General features: G+C 64.6%; 18 protein-coding genes. 3 read left to right on the top strand and 15 right to left on the bottom strand.

Annotated features, from left to right (window positions below):
* Positions 1-38 precede the first annotated feature (38 nt).
* Positions 39-566, top strand: coding sequence for a DUF2062 domain-containing protein (locus tag PIN31009_RS17595; RefSeq protein WP_150791134.1), 528 nt, complete (start codon positions 39-41; stop codon positions 564-566).
* Between the two features lie 45 nt (positions 567-611).
* Here the strand turns inward: PIN31009_RS17595 and PIN31009_RS17590 are convergent, their stop codons facing one another.
* Both PIN31009_RS17590 and PIN31009_RS17585 read right to left on the bottom strand, forming a co-directional pair.
* Positions 612-1,238: a DUF924 family protein gene (locus tag PIN31009_RS17590; protein ID WP_246185729.1), complete on the bottom strand. Its 627-nt coding sequence runs from the start codon at positions 1,236-1,238 to the stop codon at positions 612-614.
* Positions 1,239-1,281: 43 nt separating this feature from the next.
* Positions 1,282-2,013, bottom strand: a complete 732-nt coding sequence (locus PIN31009_RS17585) for an alanyl-tRNA editing protein (protein WP_150791133.1) — start codon at positions 2,011-2,013, stop codon at positions 1,282-1,284.
* Between the two features lie 251 nt (positions 2,014-2,264).
* Between PIN31009_RS17585 and PIN31009_RS17580 the strand changes: the two genes are divergently transcribed.
* Positions 2,265-2,708 (top strand): tetratricopeptide repeat protein, encoded by a 444-nt coding sequence (locus PIN31009_RS17580; RefSeq protein WP_150791132.1) that lies wholly within the window; start codon positions 2,265-2,267, stop codon positions 2,706-2,708.
* 25 nt (positions 2,709-2,733) lie between these two features.
* Complete coding sequence (locus PIN31009_RS17575; RefSeq protein ID WP_150791131.1) at positions 2,734-3,516, top strand: hypothetical protein; 783 nt, start codon at positions 2,734-2,736, stop codon at positions 3,514-3,516.
* Positions 3,517-3,549: 33 nt separating this feature from the next.
* Here the strand turns inward: PIN31009_RS17575 and PIN31009_RS17570 are convergent, their stop codons facing one another.
* The 13 genes from PIN31009_RS17570 to PIN31009_RS17510 form a co-directional block, all read right to left on the bottom strand.
* Positions 3,550-3,996, bottom strand: coding sequence for a group II truncated hemoglobin (locus PIN31009_RS17570; protein WP_150791130.1), 447 nt, complete (start codon positions 3,994-3,996; stop codon positions 3,550-3,552).
* 35 nt (positions 3,997-4,031) lie between these two features.
* Positions 4,032-6,581: an ABC transporter permease gene (locus PIN31009_RS17565; protein ID WP_246185728.1), complete on the bottom strand. Its 2,550-nt coding sequence runs from the start codon at positions 6,579-6,581 to the stop codon at positions 4,032-4,034.
* Entirely contained in the window at positions 6,568-7,164 is a 597-nt protein-coding gene (locus tag PIN31009_RS17560; RefSeq protein WP_058378117.1) for a DUF4126 domain-containing protein, read from the bottom strand. The genes PIN31009_RS17565 and PIN31009_RS17560 overlap by 14 nt, the downstream gene beginning before the upstream one ends.
* Before the next feature lie 285 nt (positions 7,165-7,449).
* Positions 7,450-7,767: a quaternary ammonium compound efflux SMR transporter SugE gene (gene sugE / locus PIN31009_RS17555; RefSeq protein ID WP_150791129.1), complete on the bottom strand. Its 318-nt coding sequence runs from the start codon at positions 7,765-7,767 to the stop codon at positions 7,450-7,452.
* 211 nt (positions 7,768-7,978) lie between these two features.
* On the bottom strand, positions 7,979-8,689 hold the full coding sequence (gene kdpE / locus PIN31009_RS17550) for a two-component system response regulator KdpE (protein WP_087687006.1): 711 nt from the start codon (positions 8,687-8,689) through the stop codon (positions 7,979-7,981).
* Positions 8,682-11,537 carry a sensor histidine kinase gene (locus PIN31009_RS17545; RefSeq protein WP_150791154.1) on the bottom strand — a complete coding sequence of 952 codons (2,856 nt, stop codon included), beginning with the start codon at positions 11,535-11,537 and terminating at the stop codon, positions 8,682-8,684. The genes kdpE and PIN31009_RS17545 overlap by 8 nt, the downstream gene beginning before the upstream one ends.
* Positions 11,538-11,754: 217 nt before the next feature.
* Entirely contained in the window at positions 11,755-12,339 is a 585-nt protein-coding gene (kdpC, locus tag PIN31009_RS17540; protein ID WP_150791128.1) for a potassium-transporting ATPase subunit KdpC, read from the bottom strand.
* Positions 12,340-12,393: 54 nt separating this feature from the next.
* A complete protein-coding gene (gene kdpB, locus PIN31009_RS17535) occupies positions 12,394-14,520 on the bottom strand; it encodes a potassium-transporting ATPase subunit KdpB (protein WP_150791127.1) in 2,127 nt (708 codons plus the stop codon).
* Between the two features lie 28 nt (positions 14,521-14,548).
* Positions 14,549-16,354 carry a potassium-transporting ATPase subunit KdpA gene (gene kdpA / locus PIN31009_RS17530; protein WP_150684550.1) on the bottom strand — a complete coding sequence of 602 codons (1,806 nt, stop codon included), beginning with the start codon at positions 16,352-16,354 and terminating at the stop codon, positions 14,549-14,551.
* Positions 16,351-16,443, bottom strand: coding sequence for a K(+)-transporting ATPase subunit F (gene kdpF / locus PIN31009_RS17525; protein WP_064675054.1), 93 nt, complete (start codon positions 16,441-16,443; stop codon positions 16,351-16,353). The genes kdpA and kdpF overlap by 4 nt, the downstream gene beginning before the upstream one ends.
* A gap of 331 nt (positions 16,444-16,774) precedes the next feature.
* Positions 16,775-17,749 carry an amino acid ABC transporter substrate-binding protein gene (locus PIN31009_RS17520; RefSeq protein WP_150791126.1) on the bottom strand — a complete coding sequence of 325 codons (975 nt, stop codon included), beginning with the start codon at positions 17,747-17,749 and terminating at the stop codon, positions 16,775-16,777.
* A gap of 99 nt (positions 17,750-17,848) precedes the next feature.
* The gene (locus PIN31009_RS17515) at positions 17,849-18,970 is read right to left on the bottom strand and encodes an amino acid ABC transporter substrate-binding protein (protein WP_174997248.1); all 1,122 of its coding nucleotides are present in this window, start codon (positions 18,968-18,970) and stop codon (positions 17,849-17,851) included.
* A 112-nt stretch (positions 18,971-19,082) separates the two neighbouring features.
* Complete coding sequence (locus PIN31009_RS17510) at positions 19,083-19,670, bottom strand: P-loop nucleotide/nucleoside kinase family protein (protein WP_150684553.1); 588 nt, start codon at positions 19,668-19,670, stop codon at positions 19,083-19,085.
* Positions 19,671-19,703 lie beyond the last annotated feature (33 nt).

The following is a 19,703-nucleotide window of genomic DNA, read 5'->3' as shown; positions in this document are numbered from 1 at the left end:
CCCGCCCGGGTTTCCCTTCCTCGACGAGCGACCTACCCATGATGTTAAAGATGCTTCGCCCGATGCGGCTCTTGCGCTCTCGCTGGCTGCGCCCGCATGCGGGTCTGTTGCTGCGTCGCAGCTTGTGGAAAGCGACTCCGCGCGGTGTGGCGATCGGGCTGGCGTGCGGGGTGTTCTTCGGCATTCTGTTCCCGGTGGGACAGATTCTCGTGGCGCTGCTGGCGGCGGCATTCCTGCGCGGCAATTTGTTCATCGCCGCGGCGGGCACGTTCATTACCAACCCGTTGACGGTGCCGTTCGTGTATCTGGGGGCGCACCGTCTGGGGCGTTGGATGCTGGAATGGTCGCCCCGGGAAGAGATCGAGGCGAGCGTTGCGGCCGCTACACGCGCCAGTGAAAGCCTGTGGACGCAGGTGACGAATTTCGATTTCGGCGCGGCAACGCTGCATCTGGCCACCGGCCTTGCCACCAGCGCCTGCGTGAGCGCCGCGCTGGCTTACATCATCGGCTTCTTTGCGATCCGCTGGCATCAGCAGCGCAAGGCGGTGGCGGCAGCACGGCAATAGCCGCTCGCCTGCCACCCACCGTCACAAATCGTCACCAACCGGCCGTCAGAACGACGAACCCGGCTCCTTCAGAAACGCGATTTCCTCGGGCGTCGATGTGCGTCCCAAGGCCGCATTCCGATGCGGATAGCGCCCGAAACGCTCGATGATTACCGCGTGGCGGCGCGCGTAATCGAGGTTATCGACCATCCCATGTGACTTGGCGAGTTGCTCGTACAACTCAAGCGAGACGTGCTGACTCTCGAGCGATTCGTCGTGCTCGAACGGCAGATAGACGAACACGCGGTGTTGCGGCGTCGGCAGACGCTGATCGTCGCCCGCCTCCACCAACCGTCGCGCTACCGCCAGCGCCCGTGCGTCACCGGCAAATGCCCCCGCCTCGCCCCGGAACAGATTGCGCGAGAACTGATCGAGCATCACGATCAGGGCGCACGCGCCCAATGGCGTGTTCGCCCAGTCATCGAGTTCGCCAGCAAGCGCTTGCGCGTAGCTTGCACCGAAACGTGTGCGAATTTCCTCATCGAACGCGTCCGACTTGCGGAACCACTCCGGCCGGGCCAGCCCGTAGACCTCAGCGTCCGGCGTGCCGAACCAGAAATCGAGGACTGCCTGCCACGGCGCGTCGCCTGTCACGTTCGTCGAGGGTGCAGTTGCGGGGGAGTGGTTCGACATGGTGCCTCTCATCTTGGGACGGGAAGCCCGCATGATGCCAGACTCATGCAAACGCCAGCACGACACGACGCGTACGCGACGTCTTCTTCTCGATCTTGCTCACGCGCAACGCGCCGATTTCGGCCGTGTTGGCCACATGCGTGCCGCCGCAAGGCTGAAGATCGATCCCTTCGATGCTCACCAGACGCACGCGGCCGAGCCCCATCGGCGGCTTCACGCTCATCGTGCGCACCAGTTCCGGGCGCGCCGCCATCTCTTCATCGCTGATGCTGTCAATACGCACCGCTCGCGCCGCTGCGACCAGTGCAGCCAGCCCTGCTTCGACGGCCTCGCGCTCGATGGGGTCGTTGGTCACGAAGTCGAGCCGCGCGTATTCCGGCGTGATGCTGCAACCGTCCACCGGATGCGGCAACACGGCGCACATCAGATGCGACGCGGTGTGAAAGCGCATATGACGAAAACGCCGCTCCCAATCGATCTCTGCTTGCACGACGTCACCGACCTTCAGAACGGCAAGCGCCTCGGCCTGTCCTTCGGCGGGCACGTGGACGGCGTCGTCAGGCGTCGCGCCTTCCTGCTTCGATTTGCGGGTGTCGGCAATCGCGAGGCGCGTACCGTCGGCCAGCACGAATGCGCCCGCATCGCCGGCCTGTCCGCCGCCAAGCGGGTAGAACACCGTGCGATCGAGCATGATGCCGTTCTCGTCGATATGGGTGATGCGCGCCTCGCATTGGCGCAGATAGGCGTCTTGTCGGAACAGCGCTTCTGTGGACATGGTGTCTCCTTCTGGAATTGGACATAGTCGCGCGGTTTCGGCTGCCATGACAAGGGCCAATCCCTCGCTTTCGGACCAGTACGGTGCACGGCGCAAGGCATCACCCGAGTTCCCGGCATCCGGCCAAAGTCGCGTCGAACGAGTCACGGCGCATAAAGAACCGGTCAGCGATTCCCAAACGATCTGACATTCGTCTCGCAAACCAAAGCAATGTCTTGCCGCAACAGAACGGGGCGGGAGGGCCACTTAGGATGATTCCGAGTGCCGCAGTCGATGTGGCACGTCAACAGAAAGGAATCGAGATGAGACCAGAAGCCCCCCACAGCGATCCGGAGGATCGGGCGGCATTCCTGCATGCCTGTGCCCGCTATGACGCTGGCGATCATGAAAGCGCGGCCACCCACCTGACGGCGCTCCTGCGCAAACGCCCGTTGCATCTGGGTGCGCTCAAGCTGTTGGGTTATGCACTTTATGAACGGGAGGCCTATGCGCTGGCCGCGAGCCCGCTGATCACCGCGGCCATGCTCGATTCGGAAGACCCCGAGCCCGCCTACGTCGCCGCCTGTTGCCTGATCAAGACGCAAGACGTCGAACTGGCGCGCAGTGTCTTACAAGCCGTGGCGGAAATCAGCCGCCGCATTCCGCTGCATGCCGAGTTCGGCCTCCGGGCCCGGCAACTGCTCGCCACCCTCTGAACACCCCTCCCCCGAAGGAAGTCCTATGAATCTGAGCTTCAGCACACATCCCGCCTTCCTCGACCCGGCAACCCACGCCGGCCACCCCGCCGCCAACGAGGCGGGCGCCGCCTCGGCAGGTACCGGCAACACCCTGACGCAGTTACGCGATGGATTCACCGACCGGGTCCGCCATTTCGCGTCGAAAGTGGCGAACTTGCAGCTACTCGACCCCGCGCCGGAACGCCGGGAATGTCAGCATGCGATTGCGAAAGGGATGCTCAGCACGGCGGCACGGATCATGAGCGTCGCCGTGCCATTTACGGACATGATGGAAGCGGAGTTCGAGAGCGAAGAGGAGAGTTACCGCGAGTGGGTACGCGTCGATGTCGCACTGGCGATCGGTGTTTCCGGCGTACTCAACACGCTCGCGCAGATCGACCATTACCGGACACACCCCGACGCCAAAGCCAGCGACATCGGCGGTATGACATGGATGCATTGGCTGGCGGACAAGCGCGGGCACTCCGAGGCCGCGCAAAAGCGTCTGGACAACTTAGAGCACGTTATCGGTATCGCCGTTACCGGGGGTTTGGCCATTGCGTCGCAGGCCCACGCCCACCACTCGACCAAGGAGCGCACGGATACGGCAGAGACGTTCGATAGGGATCTCGGTATCGCTGCCACCGTGTCGATGATGACCGGCGCCGCCGGTGCGGCCATCTACGACAACAGTCGCAGCCTGCTGAATGCGCTTCCCGAGTGGGCGGCCGACCTCAAGCGCAGGTTATCCGGCGAGGACAACCCGGGGGCGCACACGCAAGTCTGACGTCAAGCGACGCAAGCCACGCAGAATGAAGCGTCAACCTGCCCGGTTGCGCATCCAGTCCGCCGTGCCGTAGAACGCCTGCATGAGCCGTTCCTGAAGCGAGGCTTCGACGCCGATGTCCTGCATGGCCAGTGCGATGCAGCGCAGCCACTGGTCGCGCTCACTGCTGGCAATCGGGAACGGCAGATGGCGGGCGCGCAGCATCGGATGGCCGAACCGCTCGATGTAGTGGTTCGGGCCGCCGAGCCACCCGCACAGGAACCAGAACAGCTTGTCGCGCGAGCCATCCATCGACTCGGGGTGCAGGCTGCGGATACCGGCGAATTCCGGCTCCAGGTCCATCAAATCGTAGAACCGGTCGACGAGTTCGCGTACGCGCGCTTCGCCACCGAGCAAAGAGAACGCGGTCGGCTGCGCAGGCGTGTCCTGCGCGTCGTCGTCCGCGATCAGGGAAGTTTGGGAGGAGTTTTCGGTCGTCATGGCCGCTATTGTGCCCGAGCGCTGGAACAAACGCCTTACACCTCGCGCAGCGTGCGCAGCGCCGACTGGCGCAACACCGCCCGCAGGCCGCTCCACCCACCGGCCAGCGCGCACAGCACGCCCGCCCCGATGCCCAGCAACGGCAGCCAAGGGTTGAACGTCAGCGAGAACTCGAATACATAGCGCGCGAGTGCCCAACCTAACGCCCCGGCACCGAACGCTGCCAGCAAACCAGCCAGCGCCCCCACCGTCACCAATTCCGCCAGATGCACGTCGCGCAACTGTCGCGACGACGCACCCAACGCACGCAAGATGCCACTCTCGCGCATGCGTTCGTCACGCGTGCCCGCAAGCGCCGCGTAAAGCACCAGCACCCCCGCCGCGAGCGTGAACAGGAACAGCGCCTGCACGGCATCGATGACCTGCGACAGAATCTGCTGAATCTGCGCGAGCAATGCGCCGGTATCGATCACCGTCACGTTGGGGAACTGGCGTACGAGCGCATCGGCCACGCCCTGCTGGGGCGGGTCGAGATGGAACGACGTGATCCACGTCATCGGGAAGTCGCGCAGTGCCGCCGGGGGCATGACCACGAAGAAATTCACCCGCATCGATCCCCAGTCGAGCTTGCGCAGACTGGTGATCGGCGCATCGATGGTCTGTCCGGTCACTTCGAAACGCAGCGTGTCGCCGAGCTTCAGCCCCAGCGTCTTCGCAATGCCCTCTTCCATCGAAATCTGCGGTGTCGTTGCGTCGCCATACCACTGGCCCGCCGTCACGCGATTGCCGTCGGGCAGCGCCGTCGTGTACGACAGATTGAATTCCCGCTCCGCCAGTCTTCGCGCACGTTCCTCCGTATAGCGGTCGCCGGTCACGGGCTGGCCGTTGATCGCCGTCATCCGCGCGCGGATCATCGGGGAGAGCTGCACGTCGGGCAAACCGGCCGCGCGCAGTTGCGCCAGCACCGGGGCATCCTGACCCGGCTGGATATCGATAACGAAGCGGTTGGGCGCATCGACCGGGCTCGACTGACGCCAGCCCGCGACCAGATCGTTACGCGTGACGGCGAGCAACAGCAACGCCATCAACCCCAGCCCCAGCGCGACCACCTGCAAGGCACTGCCCAGTCCACGGCGACGCAGGCCGGCCAGCGCATACCGCCAGCCGATGCCTCCCATCGCGCCGCCCGCCGGACCGCTGCGACGCGCCCATGCGGCCAGCCCGCGAATTGCCAGCCACGCGAGCGCCGCGAACACGATCGCGCCCGCCACGAAGCCCCCCGCCACCATCGCCCCGAGGCGCAGGTCACGGGCAGCGAAGAGCAGCAACGCCGCAAACGCCAGCGCACTCGCCCCATACGCGAGCCAGCCCTGACGGCGCGCGCCACCAACGACATCGCGACGCAGCACATGCAGCGGTGCCACTTCCGACAGGGGCAACAACGGCGGCAAGGCAAAGCCGAGCAGCATCACGAGCGCACTGGCGAGACCGAATGCCGCCGGACGCCACGTCGGCGCAGGCAGCCCCGCCGGAATCACATTCCCCAGTTGGGCGAGCAGCGCCCAATGGGCGGCATAACCCAGCGCAACGCCCAACGCGCCGCCGATCAGCGCAAGGCCCACGAATTCGAGCGTCACCATGCCGCGCAACGAACCCCGCGACACGCCGAGGCAGCGCATGACGGCACACGCGTCGAGGTGCCGCTCGCTATACCGGCGCGCGGCAATACCGACGGCAACCGCGGCCAACACGGCCGCCAGCAGCGCCACGAGCGAGAGGAAGCGCTCAGCCCGGTCGAGCGTCTGGCGCACTTGCGGCTGACCTTCTTCGAGCGATTCGAGATGCACGCCACGGGCTTGCTCGGCCGCCGGGCCGGCCCATGTACGGAATTGTCTGACCTGCGCATCGGTCCCGGCGACGAGCAACCGGTAGGTGATGCGGCTGCCGAACTGCACGAGACCGGTCGACTGGAGTTCATCGAACCGCATCATGACGCGCGGTGCGAGCGACCCGAAGCCGTAGCCGCGGTCCATTTCACGCGTGATGACGGCGGCGATGCGCAGCGACCGGTTGCCCACGCGAACGTTATCGCCGGGTTTGACGTGCAGTGCGTCGAGCAGCGCGGCGTCGACCCAGATCGTACCGGGCGCCGGAATATCGGCGGCGGGGGCGTCCGGCGTGTTGGCAGCGGCGTCGGGCGCCGTGCGCACACGTCCGCGCAACGGGTAGCCGTCGCTCACGGCCTTGAGGGAGGACAACCGGCTGGCGCCCGCCTGACCGTTCTCGCCGATGGCGCTGGCCATGCTGGGAAAGTTGGCGACAACCGCGGTGGCCAGCCCGTCGGCGTGGGCCTGCCGGGAGAAATCGGGGGCTAAGGGAGCGTCGCTGCGAACGACGAGATCGGCGGCGAGCATCTGGCGCGCATCGCGCTCAAGCCCGCCCTGCATACGATCGGAGAGAAAACCGACGCTGGAGAGGGCGCCGACGGCCAACAGCAGTGCCACGAGCAACAGGTGCAGCTCGCCTGCACGCCAGTCACGCAGGAACATCCGCCACGACTGGCGGGCAACATCAGTGAACCCCATCGTTCCTCAATCCTTTGACCCGGGCCAGCACGGAGCGCCAGCCACGCCAGACACGCGGCAGCCACCACCACGCCAATACGACGAAAACCAGCAACATCAAGAGAAAGACCGCCGGCAGGAAGAATGCGAGCGCGAGACCGCCCACCGTAGACACATCTTCGCCGGCTGAGGCCGCCACATTGGAGAAAGGTTCCGGCGACGTGTTGATGAGCGCCCGGCTACCGGCCTTGGCCAGATGCGCCGTACTCGCCAATGCGCCCCCGGCCAGTCCGGCCAGCACGGTCACGGTCGGGTCCATCTGGCCGAGCGCCGCGGCGCCCAGCACGATGCCCGCCGGAATGCGGATGAACGTATGCACCGCATCCCACGCGCTGTCGACAAAGGGGATCTTGTCGGCGAAGAACTCGATCGCGGCCAGTACACCGGCCGCCGCCAACACCCACGTGGACGCCAGCACCGCCAGCGACGGCGGCAGATGCAACCACCCGAGACGCGCCGCCAGCCCTGCGCAGAACACCGTCAGGTATAACCGCAGGCCGCTGCCCCACGACAGCCCTGCGCCAAGCGCAATCGATTCCAGCATGGTGACCCTCGCTGCCGCCGGTATGGCGGCGTCGTGCGATCACGCGCCTCGCACTGCCGACGCGGTAACGGTGTTCAAGGTCGATGTCACCGGCATTTCGGATATTGCCGAGTTTGCCGACATCACCGGCATCATCGTTACGGCGTCATTATGCCGCGCGTTGCGGCAACGCACCACCGGTGACATTTCGGGGGGTCCGCGCGGGTGCCGTTCCGGCCGGAAATGGCCGCGCTGGAGCGCCCCGGCGCGCCCTGCGTTCGCGTTAGTGTTCGGGTTCGGGTTCGTTTATGCGGCGGTGAGCTTCAGGCCGACCAGCCCAGCCAGAATCAACGTCACGCTGGCAATGCGTGCCGCCGAGGCCGATTCGCCGAACAGGATGATGCCGAGAATGAAGGCGCCCACCGCACCGATACCGGTCCAGATGGCGTACGCCGTGCCCAACGGCAGCGCACGAACGGCCAGCGCCAGCAACCACACGCTGCCGACCATCGAGACGATGGTGAAAACAGACGGCACCAGCCGCGAAAAGCCTTGCGTGTACTTCAGACCGACGGCCCAAGCCACTTCCAGCAATCCCGCAAAGACGAGAAGGATCCAGGCCATGAATGACTCCGATGAATGGACAGATCGGGGTCGTCCCCGGAAGAAAAGTGAATCCGTGCACCGGGTCGTCCCGGCACAACGGGTTCCATCGGAAACCGAATCAAATTCGGATCATTGCCGCATGGGGCGGTCGACGGAACCCCCGGATTTTAGCAAAGCAGGCGCCCTTCCGTAGGACGCCCTACCGGTGACATGGAATTGATGCGGGGCGCTACGCCGTCGTATCGACTTCCAGCCGGTACCCGACGCCCGTCTCGGTCAGGATGTGTTTGGGCTGTGCCGGGTCTGCCTCCAGCTTCTGCCGCAGGTGGCCCATGTAAATGCGCAGATAGTGATTGCTCTCGACGTGCGACGGCCCCCACACCTCCTTAAGCAACTGCCGGTGCGTGAGCACGCGTCCGGCATGGCGCACGAGGGTGACGAGCAAGCGGTATTCGATGGGCGTCAGATGCACGGCCTCACCGGCCCGCGTCACTTTTCGCCGTGCCAAGTCGATGCTGATGTCGCCAAAGGCGAAGGCTTCGCCCAGCGTCTCGGAATTCCCGCCGCGATGATGGCGGCGCAACTGGGCACGAATGCGCGCCAGCAGCTCCGACACCCCGAACGGTTTCGTCAGATAGTCGTCGGCCCCCACGTCGAGCGCGACCACTTTCTCCGATTCTTCGTTGCGGGCAGACAGCACGATGATCGGCATATCCGTCCAGCCGCGCACTTCGCGAATGACTTCCACGCCATCGATGTCGGGCAGCCCAAGATCGACGATCAGCAGGTCGGGCTTGCGCGTGGCCGCTTCGACCATGCCTTGGCGCCCGGCTTCCGCTTCGTGCACCACCATGCCCTCGGCTTCCAGCGATGTGCGCAGAAACCGGCGGATCTGGCGTTCGTCTTCAATCACCACGATGGTGATGGTCGGTTCACTCATAACTTTTTGTGACCTTGGCGTCAGGCGAGGCTGGCGGTTCAGGTGATTCAGGTGATTCCGCTGATTCAGGTAACTCGGAAAGATCGCTGTTCAATCCGGCGTCCCCCGACGACTCATTCATATCGGGCACTTCCGGCTCAACGGGAGGCGTTTCCACCGGCAGCGTGAAACTGAAACGCGCACCGTGACCCTGCGGCACGTTGGCGGCCTCGATTCTACCGCCGTGCGCTTCCACGATGGCTCGGCAGATCGCGAGCCCCAAGCCAATCCCCGGCTTGGCCGACTCTTTCTCGCCGCGCATGAATTTCTCGAAAATGCGTCCCTCCATCCCGACCGGCAGCCCCGGCCCGTCGTCGCTCACGCTGACTTCCACTTCATCGCCGAGCGTGCGGGCAGCAATCTCGATGTGCGAGCCCGAGGGCGAATATTTGGCCGCGTTTTCCAGCAAATTGGTAAAGAGCCGCTCCAGCAATACGGCGTCAAAGCGCAGCAGCGGCAGATCTGGCGGCAACCGGGTACTGACTTCGTGCCCGGCCAACACCCGGCGACATGCACGCAACGACGTCCCGACCACTTCTTCGAGCATCTGCCACTGACGATTGAGCTGTACCCCGCCCGCCTGCAACTTCGCCATATCGAGCAGATTCGTCACGAGCCCGGTCATGCGCTGCGCTTCCTCGTGAATCGCATCGACCAGTTCGGTGCGCAGCGGTCCCGGCGTCTCGGCATTGCGGCTGAGCATGCTCGCAAAGCCGACGATGGACGTGAGCGGCGTGCGCAGATCGTGCGAAATCGCCGACAGCAGCGAGTTGCGCAGCCGCTCGGACTCCATGGTCACCAGCGCATCCTGCGCAATCTCGACGTAATGCACGCGCTCGAGGGCCAGTGCGATTTGCGCAGCGAAGGTATCCAGCAAACGCAGTTGCTCCGGCGTCGCAATCGCCCCCGTCGCCGGATTGTCCGGTGCCACCACCAGCACCCCGCGCGTGCGCATCGGCGCGCGCAGCGGCAGGTAATAGGCGTCCGACGCGGGCAACGTGTCGGTGCCCTGCCCGGCGGCCTGCTGCCGGTCGTAGACCCATTGCGCGACATCCGTATCGATATGCGCCGGCATAGTCTCGGCCTGTGCGTTCTCCACCGGCTGCCGCACACTTCCCTGACTGTCGGGCAGCAACAGTGCCACGCGTGCCTGAAACACTTCCCGCACGTGGCGCGAACCGATCTCGATGATCTGCGGCGTGGTCAGCGCCGCCGCGAGTTCTCGCGCCATTGCGTAGACCGCGCCCGTCCGCCGCTCGCGCCAAGTCGCCAAGCGCGCCTGAAAACGCAGGCTCGTCGTCAGATGGCTGATGACAAGGGCCACCGTCAGCATGACCGCAAAGGTGAGAAGGTACTGCGTGTCAGAGACCGACAGCGACATCTTCGGCGGCACGAAGAAGAAGTCGAACGCAACCACCGACAGGAATGACGCCAGCACGCCCGGCCCACGCCCCAGCCGCATGGCCGCGATGATCACGCCCAGCAGGTAGAGCATGGCGATATTGGCGAGATCGAGAAACCGCGTCAGTTCCGCCGCCGCAAGCGATACCACCCCGCAAATGCCGACCGCCCACGCGTAAGCACGCCACGGTCCGCCCACCAGTCCGAGTTCCGGTGCGGTGTCGAACCAGTCGCGCCAGTCGCCCCGCACCACGCGCTTGTCGGCCGTTGCATCGCCCGCTGCCGGGCCGATCAGTACCACGTCCACGCCTCGCGCGAGCCGTATCAATGCCTCATGCAACGGCGTGCGTGCGGTCCACCACCGCCGCGCCCCGCTCGCCCCCACGACAATCTTCGACACGTTGCGCATCTGCGCATAGGCGAGCAACGTCGGCGCGGCATCCGCACCGTCGAGCGTCAGCGTCTCCGCGCCCAACTCCTGCGCCAGCTTGAGCGTGGCGTACGTGCCTTCACGCCTCACCTGCGACTGCCGCAGGATCGCCGGCGTTTCGACATGCACCGCCAGCCAGTCGGCCCGCAGGCTCGCTGCCAGCCGCGCCGCCGCGCGCACAAGTGCCACGCCTTCTGGGCCCGGCCCGATCGCGACCAGCAGACGTTCGCGCGCCTGCCAGATATGACTGATCGACTGATCGGCGCGGTACTCGCGCATCTGCGCATCGACCCGATCGGCCGTGCGGCGCAGCGCCAGTTCACGCAACGCAATCAGATTGCCCTTGCGGAAGAAGTTGCGCACCGCCCGCTCGGCTTGCGCGGGCATGTACACCTTGCCCTCACGCATCCGTTCGAGCAGTTCATCGGGCGGCAGGTCGACGAGTTTGACTTCGTCCGCCAGATCGAACACCCGGTCAGGCAACGTCTCCCAGACACGAATCCCCGTAATCTGGCCGACTACGTCGTTGAGCCGCTCCAGATGCTGCACGTTGAGCGTGGTGTACACGTCGATGCCGGCAACCAGCAACTCTTCGACGTCCTGCCAGCGCTTCATGTGGCGCTCGCCGGGCACGTTTGCGTGGGCCAGTTCGTCCACCAGTGCGACGGCCGGTTTGCGCGCCAGCATGCCGTCGAGATCGAACTCGCGCAGCAACCGCCCGCGATACTCCACCGACTTCTGCGGCAGGACTTCCAGCCCTTCGAGCATTTGCGCCGTCTCTTCGCGGCCATGCGTCTCCAGTACCCCGACCACCACGTCGGTGCCTTCTTCGCGCAGCTTTCGCGCCGCTTGCAGCATGGCAAACGTCTTGCCGACCCCTGCCGACGCGCCAAAGAAAATCTTCAGCCGGCCGCGCTGCTCGCGCGCTTCGTCGCGTTGCAGTTTGTCGAGCAGTTCATCGGGATTCGGGCGTTCAATGCCAGCCATCGGATCAATCCATCAGGAAGACGCGCGCCATCTCGGGAGTCCGCGAGACATACGCAAAAATCGGTTCACATGCCGTGCGCATTTCCTGCGCATCCGGTACATCGGGCAAAGCAAAAACGGCACGCGTCGAGGGCGTGCCGCCAATCTACCGCACGCTGCCAGACAAGACCAGCGATTCGCCAGCCCGCCCGGCAGCGTTACCGGTTTTTCAGACGCTACCGGATGCCAGCCCATCCAACGCGAGGTTGAGCTTCAGAACATTCACCCGCGGCTCTCCGAAAATTCCCCATTGGCGCCCCTGCGTGTAGCGGGCGACGAGGGCTTGCACGGCATCCGGCGTCAGGCCACGTGCCTTAGCGACACGGCTGACCTGATAAGCCGCTGCCGCCGGGCTGATCTCAGGGTCGAGACCGCTGGCCGAAGCCGTCACCAGATCGGCCGGCACCGGCAGGGCTGCCGTCGGGTCGACTTCGCGCAGCGCCGCGATACGGCCCTTCACGGCGTCGGCGAGTGCGGGGTTGAGGGGACCGAAGTTCGAGCCCCCGGATGCGAGCGCGTTGTCCGGCATCGGCGCCGTGGCCGACAGACGGCCCCAGAAGTACTTCGGCTCGTCGAAGTTCTGCCCGATCAGCGCCGAACCTACCGGCTTGCCGTCCTTGTAGATCAGGCTGCCCGAGGCTTCGCGTGAGAACGCGACCCGGCCGATGCCGGTCACGACCAGCGGATACACCAGGCCCGTAATGACCGAGAGCACGACGAACAGGCTCAGCATCGGGCGTAACAGGGTTTTCATGACGTCTATTCCTTTGAGTTCTGCAATGACCAAGTGGGCAACAGCGCCGGCCGATCAGGCCCAGCCCATCGCGGCGATGATCATGTCGATCGCCTTGATGCCCACGAACGGCACGAGAATGCCGCCCAGCCCGTAAATCACGAGGTTGCGGCGCAACAGCGTTGCCGCACCGAGCGGGCGATACTTCACCCCCTTGAGTGCCAGCGGAATCAGCACCACGATGATCAGCGCGTTGAAGATCACGGCCGACAGAATGGCCGACGACGGGCTGGCAAGGCGCATCACGTTCAACTGATCCAGTTGGGGATACGTGGTCGCAAACGCCGCCGGAATGATCGCGAAGTACTTCGCCACGTCGTTCGCAATCGAGAACGTAGTGAGACTGCCGCGCGTCATCAGCATCTGCTTGCCGATCTCGACGATCTCGATGAGCTTGGTCGGGTTCGAGTCCAGATCGACCATGTTGCCGGCCTCTTTCGCGGCCTGCGTGCCCGTGTTCATTGCCACGGCCACGTCGGCCTGCGCAAGCGCCGGTGCGTCGTTGGTGCCGTCGCCGGTCATCGCCACCAGCTTGCCTTCCGCCTGATACTTGCGGATGGTCGCGAGCTTGGCTTCCGGCGTGGCTTCGGCGAGGAAGTCGTCGACACCGGCTTCCGCCGCAATGGCTGCGGCCGTCAGGCGGTTGTCGCCCGTGACCATCAGCGTGGTAATGCCCATCTGGCGAAGTTCGGCAAAGCGTTCTTTGATGCCGCCCTTGACCACGTCCTTCAACTCGATCACACCCAGCGCACGCGTGCCCTGCCTGTCTTGCTCGGCGACCACCAGCGGCGTGCTGCCGCGACGCGAAATCTCGTCGACCGACGTCGCCAGCGCCGCCGGCCACACACCCCCGGCCGACTCCACGTAACGCTTGACGGCTTCGGCAGCGCCCTTACGAATCTGCTTGTCGGCCAGATCGACACCGCTCATGCGGGTCTGCGCCGAGAACGGGAGAAACACGGCATGCAGGCCGGCCATCTCGCGCTCACGCAGATTGAAGCGTTGCTTGGCGAGCACCGTAATGCTGCGGCCTTCCGGCGTTTCGTCGGCCAGCGACGAGAGTTGTGCGGCATCGGCCAGCGTGCGCTCGTCCACACCCGGGGCGGGCACGAACTGCGAGGCCTGACGATTGCCCAGCGTGATAGTGCCGGTCTTGTCGAGCAGCAGCACGTCGACGTCGCCCGCAGCTTCCACGGCACGGCCGGACGTGGCGATCACGTTGGCCTGCATCATGCGGCTCATGCCGGCCACACCAATGGCGGAAAGCAAGCCGCCGATGGTCGTCGGAATCAGACACACGAGCAGCGCGACGAGCACGGTAATCGTGACCGGATGCCCTGCCTGCGTGACCAGCACGCTGTAGATCGAATACGGCAGCAGCGTGGCCGTGGCGAGCAGAAGCACCAGCGTCAGGGCGACGAGCAGAATCGTCAGCGCGATTTCGTTCGGCGTCTTCTGGCGCTTGGCGCCTTCCACCATCGCAATCATGCGATCGAGAAACGCCTCGCCCGGATTAACCGTCACTTTCATGACGATCCAGTCGGACAGCACACGCGTGCCGCCCGTGACCGCGGTGAAGTCGCCGCCCGATTCGCGAATCACGGGCGCCGATTCCCCCGTAATGGCCGACTCGTCGACCGACGCCACGCCTTCGACCACTTCGCCGTCGGCGGGCACGACGTCACCCGCCTCCACCAGCACGAAGTCGCCACGACGCAAGCTGGCGCTGTCGATGACCAGACATTCGGCATCACGCGCCGCCGCGCGGAGTTGCTTGGCGGGCACGTTCTTCTTGGCCTGACGCAGCGATGCGGCCTGCGCCTTGCTGCGCCCTTCGGCCAGTGCTTCGGCGAAGTTTGCGAACAGCACCGTGAACCACAGCCACAACGTAATGGCGAGGATGAACGGCGCACTGGCTTCGGCATGCCCCGCGAGGGCCATGCCGAACAGCACCGTGGTGAGAATGCTGCCGACGTACACCACGAACATCACCGGGTTCTTCGCTTGCGTGAGCGGGTGAAGTTTGCGGAACGAGTCGACAATGGCCGGCTTCACGATCGCGGGGTCGAACATCGACTTCACAGCCGATGCGTGACCCTCGGCGGCCGGCCGGGTGACGGTATTACCTGCAGATTGATTCATGAGTGCCTCGAATGCCTCATTTCATTGTTCAATGCGCGCCGATCATCGCCAGATGCTCGGCGATCGGGCCCAGCGCGAGCGCCGGCACATAGGTGAGTGCGCCCACCAGCAGCACGGTGCCGAGCAACAGCACGACAAAGAGCGGCCCATGCGTGGGCAACGTGCCCGACGTGGCGGCAATGCGCTTCTTCGCGGCCAAACCACCGGCAATCGCCAGCACCGGCACGATTACCCAGAAGCGGCCGAACCACATCGCAATGGCCAGCGTGTTGTTGTAGAACGGCGTGTTCGCCGAGAGCCCCGCAAAGGCGCTGCCGTTGTTGTTCGCGGCCGAACTGAAGGCGTAGAGAATTTCAGAGAACCCGTGTGTCGCCGGGTTGGCCACCCCCACCTGACCGGCTTGCACCATCACGGCGAGCGCTGTGCCGAGCAGCACCAGCAGCGGCGTCATGAGCACGGCCACGGCAACCATCTTCATCTCGAACGCTTCGATCTTCTTGCCCAGATATTCCGGCGTGCGGCCGATCATCAGCCCCGCCACGAACACCGCGAGCATCGCGAAGACGAGCATGCCGTACAGGCCTGAACCCACCCCGCCGAAGACCACTTCACCCAACTGCATCAACAGCATCGGCACCATGCCGCCCAGCGGCGTGAGCGAGTCGTGCATGGCGTTGACCGCACCGCACGACGCGGCCGTCGTCACCGTCGCAAAGATGCCCGACGCCACGATGCCGAAGCGCGTCTCCTTGCCTTCCATGTTGCCGCCCGACTGCGTCGCGCTGACCTGCTGATCGACCCCGAGCGTAGTGAGCACCGGGTTGCCGGCCTGCTCCGCCGAGACCGTGGCCACCGCCGCAATCGAGAACGCAATCGTCATGGCTGCAAGAATCGCAACGCCCTGACGACGGTCGCCGACCATGCGGCCGAACGTGAAGCACAGCGCCGCCGGGATCAGGAAGATCGCCAGAATTTGCAGGAAGTTCGACAGCGGCGTCGGGTTTTCATACGGGTGCGCCGAGTTGGCGTTGAAGAAACCGCCGCCGTTCGTGCCGAGCATCTTGATCGCTTCTTGCGAGGCGACCGGACCCATCGGCAACGTCTGCGTGGACGTCACGGCCGGTTGCGTCACCGGCTTGCCTGCGGCGTCCATCTTCGGCTGACCGTCCGGACCGAGGACCGGATTGTCGTAGTGCGTAGCCTGCACCGTCGCGACGTCCTTGTAGGCGTCGAAGTTCTGAATCACGCCTTGGCTCATGAACGCGGCGGCAAACAACACCGATAGCGGAATCAGCACATAGAACGTGATGCGGGTCATGTCGACCCAGAAGTTGCCGATCGTCTTCGCCGTATGACGCGCGAAGCCGCGAATGAGCGCCACCACCACAGCGATGCCGGTGGCTGCGGACAGGAAGTTCTGTACCGCGAGGCCAAGCATCTGCGTGAGATAGCTCATCGTCGACTCGCCCGAATACCCCTGCCAGTTCGTGTTGGCCACGAAGCTGACGGCAGTGTTCATCGACGAATCGGGCGAGACCGCGCCGAACGCCTGCGGGTTGAACGGCAGCCAGACTTGCCAGCGTTGCAGCGCGTAGACCGCAAACGCCCCCACGGCGTTGAAGCCGATCAGGGCAATCGCGTAGGCGCGCCAGTGCATTTCCTTTTCGGGGTCGATACCGCACAAGCGATAGAGGCCGCGCTCGACCGGGGCAAACCACCGGTTCACACGCGACTCGCCGGCGAGCACGTTGGCCATGAAGCGGCCAAGCGGGCGCGCCAGCACCAGTAGCACGACGAGAAATACGCCGAGCTGAATCCAGGCATTGAGTGTCATGCGAGATCCTCCGGCTTGAAGAGCGCGTAGACGAGATAAACGAGCAGCGCGAGCGTGAGTCCGCCGCTCAGCCAGTACATGGCTGTCATTGCTGCCCCCCTACCGACGCGCAAAACGCGACAAAGCCGACGGTCGCAGCGGTAAACACTGCCATCACGCCGAGATATAACCAATCCATGACAACTCCCTATCGTGTGGCGGCCGGCACACCACGGACGCGACGCGCCCTCGCATGCGCATGCCAGCCGTGATCTGAAAGATACGGATCGGCGCGTAAAGACGGGGACAAAAGGGGTAAAGACGGTGTAAACAACGTGTAAACGACAACGCCCGCCGATATCGCTATCGGCGGGCGTTGTCGTTTGTTCTTGCGGGTCTTCGGGCAGTGGCGCAGTCAGGTTGCCTGCGACACCCCGGCGATCACTCCGTGACCTGCGAGCCTTCGCGCCAGACCTCGATCACTTCCTTGCTCGGTTCGAGATTCAGGTTGACGTTGCGCGGCGGAATCGGCTGCTGGAACCACTTGTGCTGAATGCGGCGGATCTCGCCCGAGCTGAACACATGAGCCAGCGTCGTATCGACAAACTTCTTGAATTGCGGGTCGTCGCGACGCAGCATCAGCGCGTTCAATTCGGTTTCGAGCGGCGCACCCACGATGGCGAAATCACCCGGTTCGCGGGCCGTGGCGCGCAGGCCGGCGAGCAGCACGTCGTCGAGGGCGAACGCCTTGGCGCGGCCGGTCTCGAGCGTCATCATCGACTCGCCATGGTCACGCGCCGGAATCACGCGAAAACCACCCTTATCCGCCTGAATACGTGCCAGACGCTCGCCGGTCGAACCGGCCGAGGCCACGAGGTTCTGGCCCTTCAGATCTTCCAGACCGCGAATGTTGTCTTTCTTGTTGACCAGCAGACGCACTTCCGACACGTAGTACGGATGGCTGAAGCCCACTTGTTCCGCACGCTCCGGCGTGATGGTGTTCGGCGCGCAGTCCAGATCGACCGTGCCGTTCTTCACCAGCGGAATGCGGTTCTGCGGCGTGATCGACATCTCACGCACTTTCAGGCTCGGCATGTTGAGCGCCGACTTGACCGCGTCGACCACGGCGTAGCACAGGTCCATGGTGTAACCCACGGGCTTGCCCTTGTCGTTCACATAGGCAAACGGAATCGCGGCTTCGCGATAGCCGAGGGTAATCAGACCCGTGTCGTGGATTTTCTTGAGGGTGCCCGTCAGATCGCCATTGATCTTCGGCAGGGCGACCACCGCGACGTCGGACTTGGCAGCCTTTGCAGGCGCAGCGACCGCCGTGGAGATGCCCGAGAGGGTACCCAGCGCGGCAACGCTCACCGACAGACTCAGGGCGACGCGTCGGGCGACGACTTTCCAATTCATTTCATGCCAACCGTTCACAGCAAATTCCTATCGCATTAACAGCACGATAGCAATTTACAGAATTGCGCCGCCCGGCGCAAAGCCACTTTTGTCATTAGCTTATTCTTGGCGTGATTCTTGGTGCGCTTCTTGGTGCGACTCTCGCCGTGAGGCCTGCGGTGACGCCTGTCCTCCTGCCTCCCACAGCGCCTGCACCTCGGGCGACGGCAGCATGTGCAGATTCACGCCGTACGGGGGGGTTGGGTTCTGGAACCAGCGGCCTTGCAGACGCGCCATTTCGCCACTGCGGAACAGTTCGACCAGTGCCGCGTCGACCACTGCCTTGAAGGCCGGGTCGTCTTTACGCAGCACGAGCGCGTAGTACTCGGGGGTATCCGCCAGCGGTGGCCCGACGACACGGAACGCATCGGGCGTCTTGGTCGTCGTGCGCAACCCCTGAAGCAGCACGTCGTCGAGTGCGAGCGCCTGTCCGCGTCGTTCGCGCAATAAATGAAACGCCTCGTCGTAGTCACGCGCCATCAGCAACTGAAACCCGATCTCCGCCTGACGTGCCCGCACCAGACGCTCTGCCGTCGTGCCCTGCACCACCACCAGCCGCAGGCCACGCATGGCATCGATCGAGCCGATGCCACTGCCGCGCCGGACCATCAGGCGCACATGCGCCGCGTAGTAAGGCAGGCTGAACGCGACCTGTTCGGCGCGCTCGGGCGTCACTGTCGAGGGCGCACAGTCGATATCGATGGCATCCCCTTTGACCAGCGGCGCACGCATCTGCTCGATCACCCGCACCGGCACGCGCGAAAGATGCGGCAGCCCCAGTTCGCGCTGAATCGCCGGCACGATCTTCTGACACAACGCCCACGCCAGCCCCTGCGGTTGCTCGTGCTTGTCGGCAAAGGAGAACGGCACGGCAGACTGCCGATAGCCAAGCTCGATGCGTCCGCGCTGGCGAATGCGTTCCAGCGTGGGCGAGGCGGTTGTGAGGGTGTCCCCGGCGTCAGCCTCCGCCGGTGCAGGCGCAGAGTTAGGTGCCAGTGCAGGCGCCGTCAATTCGGGTGCGGGGGCCATCGGCGCGCCTATCTGGGCCGCGCCGGCGGGCACAACGCAGGCGAGACCCACGGTGGCGGCGAGCAGATGACGAAGGACTTGGCGAATCGGGGCGTGCTGCCCCGCCATGAGCAAGTGCAAGGGCCGGAATACCCGGCAAAAGAAGAGAGTCATGGCGGCGTGCTCAAGATGAGGAAACTCGCACCTTAGCAATGCCTCGGGCCCGCGCCTACGGCTCATCCCGCGTTTTCGGACTATTCCCCTTGCGCTATTTTCACAAGCACGCTCAACGTGTCTGCGCTAGCAACGTCATCAGCAACTGCGCGTCGTCCTCGGCTGTCGGTGCCGTATTGTCGAAGCGCAGCAGACCGGGAAAAGCGGCAGCCGGTGGCAAGATGCGGCGCACGCGGTACTCGTCCCAGTGCGCGAGCTTGTAGGCATCGTTGGGATTGGCCCGGTTGACGATGCGCGCTTTGGCGCTCGCCTCGTCGAGATCGACCCAGACGACATGCACGCTCACGTCGTCTTCTACCTGAAGCCAGCCGCGATCGAACAGCAATCCTTCCCGCAATTCGCGTGAAAGCGGCGCGACCACCAGCACGTTCACCCCGAGCCGCAAATTTTCGCGCGCCGTCTCCAGCAGCCCGGCGTACTCGGGCTCGCGCAGCGTCTGCAAGTACATGGGGCTGTCGCGGTCATTCGGATTGCCCGTGAGCGCCCCCATCACGGAGGCACTGAACTCGCCATAGAGCGTGTCTTTGTCCAGCAGGCAGAAGGCCTCGCCGCTGCGCTCGATGAGCGGGCGAATCAGCCGTTTGGCGAGCGTCGTCTTACCCGCCCCGGCGTGGCCGCAGAAGAAAACGAGGCGCGTCATAGCGTCACCCTGCGATTGAGCATCACGAAGTCC

It is taken from the genome of Pandoraea iniqua, from assembly GCF_902459685.1.
GTDB lineage: Bacteria > Pseudomonadota > Gammaproteobacteria > Burkholderiales > Burkholderiaceae > Pandoraea > Pandoraea iniqua.
This window is presented reverse-complemented; position numbering and strand designations above follow the sequence as displayed.

What these genes read in the sequence shown, in the direction of transcription:
- PIN31009_RS17595 (WP_150791134.1), top strand. Translation starts at nt 39, where the DNA reads ATGATGTTAAAGATGCTTCGCCCGATGCGGCTCTTGCGCTCTCGCTGG.
- PIN31009_RS17590 (WP_246185729.1), bottom strand. Translation starts at nt 1,238, where the DNA reads ATGTCGAACCACTCCCCCGCAACTGCACCCTCGACGAACGTGACAGGC.
- PIN31009_RS17585 (WP_150791133.1), bottom strand. Translation starts at nt 2,013, where the DNA reads ATGTCCACAGAAGCGCTGTTCCGACAAGACGCCTATCTGCGCCAATGC.
- PIN31009_RS17580 (WP_150791132.1), top strand. Translation starts at nt 2,265, where the DNA reads ATGATTCCGAGTGCCGCAGTCGATGTGGCACGTCAACAGAAAGGAATC.
- PIN31009_RS17575 (WP_150791131.1), top strand. Translation starts at nt 2,734, where the DNA reads ATGAATCTGAGCTTCAGCACACATCCCGCCTTCCTCGACCCGGCAACC.
- PIN31009_RS17570 (WP_150791130.1), bottom strand. Translation starts at nt 3,996, where the DNA reads ATGACGACCGAAAACTCCTCCCAAACTTCCCTGATCGCGGACGACGAC.
- PIN31009_RS17565 (WP_246185728.1), bottom strand. Translation starts at nt 6,581, where the DNA reads ATGGGGTTCACTGATGTTGCCCGCCAGTCGTGGCGGATGTTCCTGCGT.
- PIN31009_RS17560 (WP_058378117.1), bottom strand. Translation starts at nt 7,164, where the DNA reads ATGCTGGAATCGATTGCGCTTGGCGCAGGGCTGTCGTGGGGCAGCGGC.
- sugE (WP_150791129.1), bottom strand. Translation starts at nt 7,767, where the DNA reads ATGGCCTGGATCCTTCTCGTCTTTGCGGGATTGCTGGAAGTGGCTTGG.
- kdpE (WP_087687006.1), bottom strand. Translation starts at nt 8,689, where the DNA reads ATGAGTGAACCGACCATCACCATCGTGGTGATTGAAGACGAACGCCAG.
- kdpC (WP_150791128.1), bottom strand. Translation starts at nt 12,339, where the DNA reads ATGAAAACCCTGTTACGCCCGATGCTGAGCCTGTTCGTCGTGCTCTCG.
- kdpB (WP_150791127.1), bottom strand. Translation starts at nt 14,520, where the DNA reads ATGAATCAATCTGCAGGTAATACCGTCACCCGGCCGGCCGCCGAGGGT.
- kdpA (WP_150684550.1), bottom strand. Translation starts at nt 16,354, where the DNA reads ATGACACTCAATGCCTGGATTCAGCTCGGCGTATTTCTCGTCGTGCTA.
- kdpF (WP_064675054.1), bottom strand. Translation starts at nt 16,443, where the DNA reads ATGACAGCCATGTACTGGCTGAGCGGCGGACTCACGCTCGCGCTGCTC.
- PIN31009_RS17520 (WP_150791126.1), bottom strand. Translation starts at nt 17,749, where the DNA reads ATGAATTGGAAAGTCGTCGCCCGACGCGTCGCCCTGAGTCTGTCGGTG.
- PIN31009_RS17515 (WP_174997248.1), bottom strand. Translation starts at nt 18,970, where the DNA reads ATGACTCTCTTCTTTTGCCGGGTATTCCGGCCCTTGCACTTGCTCATG.
- PIN31009_RS17510 (WP_150684553.1), bottom strand. Translation starts at nt 19,670, where the DNA reads ATGACGCGCCTCGTTTTCTTCTGCGGCCACGCCGGGGCGGGTAAGACG.